The following is a 4,773-nucleotide window of genomic DNA, read 5'->3' on the forward strand; positions in this document are numbered from 1 at the left end:
CCTGCCACTATTCGTAAGGTGATGTACACGACTAATACCGTCGAAGGCTACCACCGTCAGTTGCGTAAAGTGACTAAAACGAAAGGCGCTTTTAGCTCAGACGTAGCCCTGCAAAAGTTGGTCTATTTGACGATCCAAAACCTACACACCAAGTGGGAGACGACAACCTATAACTGGAAGGAGTTGATTAACCAATTCAGTATTATCTTTGACGAACGCATTCAAGCCCATCGCTTCGACTAAACCCCGCTGACACAGTTCAGCGAGCACATCCGCTTCAAGATGAAGGAAGCCAAACCCGAACGAATCCGACTGACAGAAGAGGAACTACAAGCCTTTATTGATGTTGACCTACCCGCTGATTCGTTGATCTGGCATACCCGTAACTATTGGCTATTCTCTTACTATTCGGCAGGTGTACGGTTTAGCGACGTGGCTTGTATGAAGTGGCAGAACATCAACAGCGGTAGGTTATCGTATGTAATGCGAAAGACCCAACACGTAACCCAACAGAGCCATACAATCCAATTACCCAAACAGGCAGAAGCTATTCTTTGCCACTACCGCAAGCCAGGAGCCAAATCAGAAGATTACCTCTTCCCGATTCTGAACCCAAAGCGGGAATACATTACGGAAGCGGATCTGCTTAAAGAGATTTCCCGCAAAAATGCCCTGCTTAATAAATATCTGAAAACGATTTGCTTCAAGGCTGGCATACCCAAAGACGTTTCTTTCCACTCTTCCCGGCATACGTTCGCGGACTTAGGCCGTAGAAAGATTAAGGACGTTTACGCTATTTCCAAGCTATTACGTCACTCCAAAATCAACATTACCGAAAAGTACATTAATGACTTTGATACTGAAGTCACAGACAACGCCTTGACTACCCTTTTCGGGTAGGTCTTTATTGTATATTCTTTCGGGTATAAATTCTTACCCCCCTTCCGGTTATATCTCTCATGCTTAGAAACATTACATATGTTACAACCCCCAAAGCCTGATAAACTGCTATTACTCGATAACAGGGCTGTGACTGTTGATCACGGAATGAACACGGAATAAAAAGTCATTTAAAGCCCTGTCATTACTCAATAAAAGGGCTTTAACCTGTCTCACTTATCCCAGGGGTAACGGCAACATCTCAATATGATCTCAATACAATTAATAACGACAGTAACGACAAGGGGTTGAAGTGTAACGGCAACATCTCAACATGATCTCGACATGATCTCGACATATTACCTTCTTTAATTGTCTCTAATCTTTTGGATAGATGAACCACCCCATACCTTCACCAGAACACAGGGCCTACCTTGCTTCGATTTCGCACCTCTTCTACCATTTCGATTTAAAGCAGCTCAAACGCGAACACAGGAACTTTCATATATCCCCTGAATCAGTTGCAAAAGTTGACCTGCTAGTAAGTCTTCACAATGTACCCGCCGAACTTAAAAAAGACCTTTATTGGATTTTTGGTTATATGGTCACTCTGTACACCGTTGATTTTGACGAAAACAGAAAGACATGGGAAGAGGAACGGGATTTCTACGGTAAGCCGGAAACAAAGGCAGGTATCGAACTTTACCGGGATTTGAATTTACCGTATTGGGAAGCAGTAGAAAGTATTTCGATTAAAGTAAAACCGGGTTGGACTGTTGACGGAGAACCCCAGGAGTCGGAAAAAATTAGCTACCCGCCAATGATTCGGTTTATTCTGGAAGCCATTGAAGAAAAGAGAAATTCAGAATGGGATTCGCGTAGTGGTGATTGGTACGGAATGTACTTTCTAGCTGACGAAGAAGCCTTACTCGATAAGTACACCGCTGATAGCGAACGGTACGAGGATGAAATCAAAGCCAACAATATTTTACCGGAGCCTTACCGTACCGAGAAAAACGAAAGGTTAAAAAAAGAACGTCGTACAAAACATAGCCTTTCCGACAAAAACGCCTACCTAAACATCAGCAAGAAAAAGACTATCGACGGGCTGTACAATTACCTCTTCAACTATACCCAGTTTAGTACGCAAGCCCTTTGCCGGTTTGGGGCAGAACTGATGTTTGAAGCTGGTGTACCGTTCAACTATAAAGACGTTGTAAGGGGTAAAGTAGTAGCCACAGGAATACATGATGTATTTTGCGATGGTATCACACAACAATTCAAGAACGATGCCCCGATCAGGAAAAGGCCCGTTTCGAGTGGGTCAGATAGGCTAAAAAAAATCAAAGGATCAGGGGAAAACTCCTGACAATCAAGAAGAAGTGTAAGCCTTCAAAAGTTTCCATTTACAGTTTCTCCCTGCTTAACCACATCTGCGGAGATTTGACCTGTTGACTGATTCTTAACAATCAAAACGAGGTCAAAGTATGGAAACTAAACTGATTACCGTAGAGGAATACAAAGCCCTACAATGTACCCTTACCCGCTTGGAAAGCAAGTTGGACAAAATCACTCCTGAACAACTGGATAGGGTAACGTACAGACCCGAAGAGGTTTGCCAGATGTTGGATATTAGCCCGAAGACGCTACAAAACTACCGGGATAAAAAGCAAATTGGATTTAGCCAGGTTGGGCCTAAAATCTGGTTCACGGCGCAAGATGTGGAAACGTTCCTGACCCGAAACCGGATTCAGGCGAAGGAATTAATTCGTACTAACGCTTAACCCACTGGAGCCATGAACAAGCAACTAATCAAGGCCATTGAAAAACGGCTTACCTACTGCCGTAACGTAGAAACGAAGGTTAGCTTTTACAGGCAGGCGGGTAGTTCAGATGTGTTTCCGCTTCGGATTAACTTTTCCAACGATCCCGAAGGATTTAGCCGAATTACCCGAACGGGTAGAGCCGCAACGTACAAGAAGGTTGCCGACTGTAAAGCCCGATTCACACGTAACGATTCCCGAAGCCCCTACCGGATTCACAACGGCGAAACAGAAGAACGAATCAGTTTTTCGGTCTGGGAATGTAAAGAATACCCCCTGTTGCTGGGCTTTGCCGACGTGGGTAGAACCAACGAACGGGGTAAGATGGAAGATACACCAGATTTAGTAGTCATTGTTCGCACGTTGGATAATTGCCGTGATACGTTAGACGTGCGAATCTATCCCGGTTTATACCACCAGCGGGAAGAGGTGCTGACATACCTCAACGAAGAGGTACGATCACAAAGCCCCGTACTAATCTGACAGAAGAACAGTAAAAAGGGGCTACCCAATGGATAGCCCCTTTCCTGTTTTTGGATAGAAAAACGAAACCCGCCATGTTCGACCATATTGGAGTTTCACTCTTCACCGGCAAATCTACACCTAATCTTTCGTACCTGACCGATACGGGCAACGTTTGGCAAGGCTGGGAGCAATACCGCTTAGAGGGTGTATGTCCGATTAGGGTGCAATACAAAGCCCCGCTTCGGGAGTTAAAAATTAGTGGCAGTATTCCGTATTTATGCAGAGGGCACAACTACCCCGCCGGTACTACCGACCTACGGGAAGCGATGGACTATATTAGCCAACTAATAGGGCTAAACGTCTTTGCTGGCTCGATAGATGTTTTTGAATTTGGGCAGTTCGTTGACGTTCCGTTGCCGGTAAACGTAATGCTTGCCAATCATACGCGCTTACCGGGTTTCGTGGCTAAAGGCTACCTGAATCAGTATAGTAAAGAATTTGAATCCAAAGCCCTACGGGTAAAGCTATACGACGCAAACCGTAACTTTCGGCACAAGGTTAAAGGAGACGCAAAACAGGCCCTACGGGTAGACTTTGGGTTTGAGCCGGGTAAACACTGCCTGAAGGTTGAAAACCACTACAAGAAGCCTGAAATCTACTTCAAACAGCGGGTACTGGTTGCCGACCTGTTCAACCCCGCATTTGTTAACCTCTGCAAAGAAGACCTACTCGACACCTACCGGCGTATTCAAAAAGCCCCCGCCGGTGCGATACCTGACAATAAAAAAGACCTGTCAGCTTCTATGCTTCCGCTATTGGTACTTAAAGACCTGGAAACGGTTCACGGCTTCAATGTAGAAGACCTACTGATTCAGAAACTAAAAACGATACCGGAAGAGGTGCTGACTTGCGAAGACCGCAAAGCCCGTAAACGCCAAATTCGGAAGATGTTAAGTCTTACCGCCAACACAACTACGGTTAGCCCTTTCGATGTATCAACCCGATTGGAAGAGGTGCTTTACCGCCCCTCAACTATTGCAATTTCCTCATCCGTTAACTCATATAAGGCATAAACTAGCTTATCAATTTCCGCTTCTAATGCTGATGTGTCAGCGGTTAGGTTAGCAGCTTTAGTAGTTATTATTTCACTTGCAAAACTGATGAATGGTTTTTGGGCTTCTAAAGAGATTACTTTGATTGGTAAGTTGGCGAAGTATTGCTTTGTACAAGTTATCCAACCCCCTCTAAATTTGTTGCTTTCTGCCCTTAATACAGAAAAGATAAGTTTAGAATTAATTAGTGATAGTATAAAGTAAGGGTGAATCGCATTATTCATCACTGATAAACTAAATCCTCCACCTGCCATTAGACAATATTTGCTTGCATCTGTTTCATACGGTGCAAACAAACCTTTATCTGCTAACAACGGTATAAGTAAATCTGCATTTATATGAATATTAAGGCTTCTAGGTGAGGTGCATTTCAAAACTACCTGCCTTAAGTTGACTTAGTCGTTGTCAACTAAATTTAGGCGGTCTCTGACCAATTGCCAGCGGCCACTCTTAGCCGCTACCCGTAAGTTGAGCATCGCTTGCGCCCCATCATC

At 44.4% G+C, this 4,773-nt stretch carries 7 protein-coding genes; 6 read left to right on the forward strand and 1 reads right to left on the reverse strand.

Annotation, left to right across the window (positions count from 1 at the left end):
* The 6 genes from B157_RS39685 to B157_RS0110080 form a co-directional block, all read left to right on the forward strand.
* A partial coding sequence (locus B157_RS39685) for a transposase (protein ID WP_020603205.1) occupies positions 1-243 on the forward strand: 243 nt, incomplete at its 5' end.
* A gap of 39 nt (positions 244-282) precedes the next feature.
* Positions 283-900: a site-specific integrase gene (locus B157_RS34955; protein ID WP_020603206.1), complete on the forward strand. Its 618-nt coding sequence runs from the start codon at positions 283-285 to the stop codon at positions 898-900.
* Positions 901-1,273: 373 nt separating this feature from the next.
* Positions 1,274-2,248, forward strand: coding sequence for a hypothetical protein (locus B157_RS0110065; protein ID WP_020603207.1), 975 nt, complete (start codon positions 1,274-1,276; stop codon positions 2,246-2,248).
* Between the two features lie 118 nt (positions 2,249-2,366).
* Complete coding sequence (locus B157_RS0110070; protein WP_020603208.1) at positions 2,367-2,663, forward strand: helix-turn-helix domain-containing protein; 297 nt, start codon at positions 2,367-2,369, stop codon at positions 2,661-2,663.
* A gap of 12 nt (positions 2,664-2,675) precedes the next feature.
* On the forward strand, positions 2,676-3,185 hold the full coding sequence (locus B157_RS0110075) for a hypothetical protein (RefSeq protein WP_020603209.1): 510 nt from the start codon (positions 2,676-2,678) through the stop codon (positions 3,183-3,185).
* Positions 3,186-3,259: 74 nt separating this feature from the next.
* Positions 3,260-4,240 (forward strand): hypothetical protein, encoded by a 981-nt coding sequence (locus B157_RS0110080; RefSeq protein ID WP_020603210.1) that lies wholly within the window; start codon positions 3,260-3,262, stop codon positions 4,238-4,240.
* Here the strand turns inward: B157_RS0110080 and B157_RS38185 are convergent.
* A complete protein-coding gene (locus tag B157_RS38185) occupies positions 4,186-4,593 on the reverse strand; it encodes a hypothetical protein (protein WP_169521709.1) in 408 nt (135 codons plus the stop codon). The genes B157_RS0110080 and B157_RS38185 overlap by 55 nt on opposite strands.
* Positions 4,594-4,773 lie beyond the last annotated feature (180 nt).

It is taken from the genome of Spirosoma spitsbergense DSM 19989 (genome assembly GCF_000374085.1).
Taxonomy (GTDB): Bacteria; Bacteroidota; Bacteroidia; order Cytophagales; family Spirosomataceae; genus Spirosoma; species Spirosoma spitsbergense.

Coding starts and splice junctions, on each gene's coding strand:
- B157_RS34955 (WP_020603206.1), top strand. CDS start 283: ATGAAGGAAGCCAAACCCGAACGAATCCGACTGACAGAAGAGGAACTA.
- B157_RS0110080 (WP_020603210.1), top strand. CDS start 3,260: ATGTTCGACCATATTGGAGTTTCACTCTTCACCGGCAAATCTACACCT.
- B157_RS0110065 (WP_020603207.1), top strand. CDS start 1,274: ATGAACCACCCCATACCTTCACCAGAACACAGGGCCTACCTTGCTTCG.
- B157_RS0110075 (WP_020603209.1), top strand. CDS start 2,676: ATGAACAAGCAACTAATCAAGGCCATTGAAAAACGGCTTACCTACTGC.
- B157_RS0110070 (WP_020603208.1), top strand. CDS start 2,367: ATGGAAACTAAACTGATTACCGTAGAGGAATACAAAGCCCTACAATGT.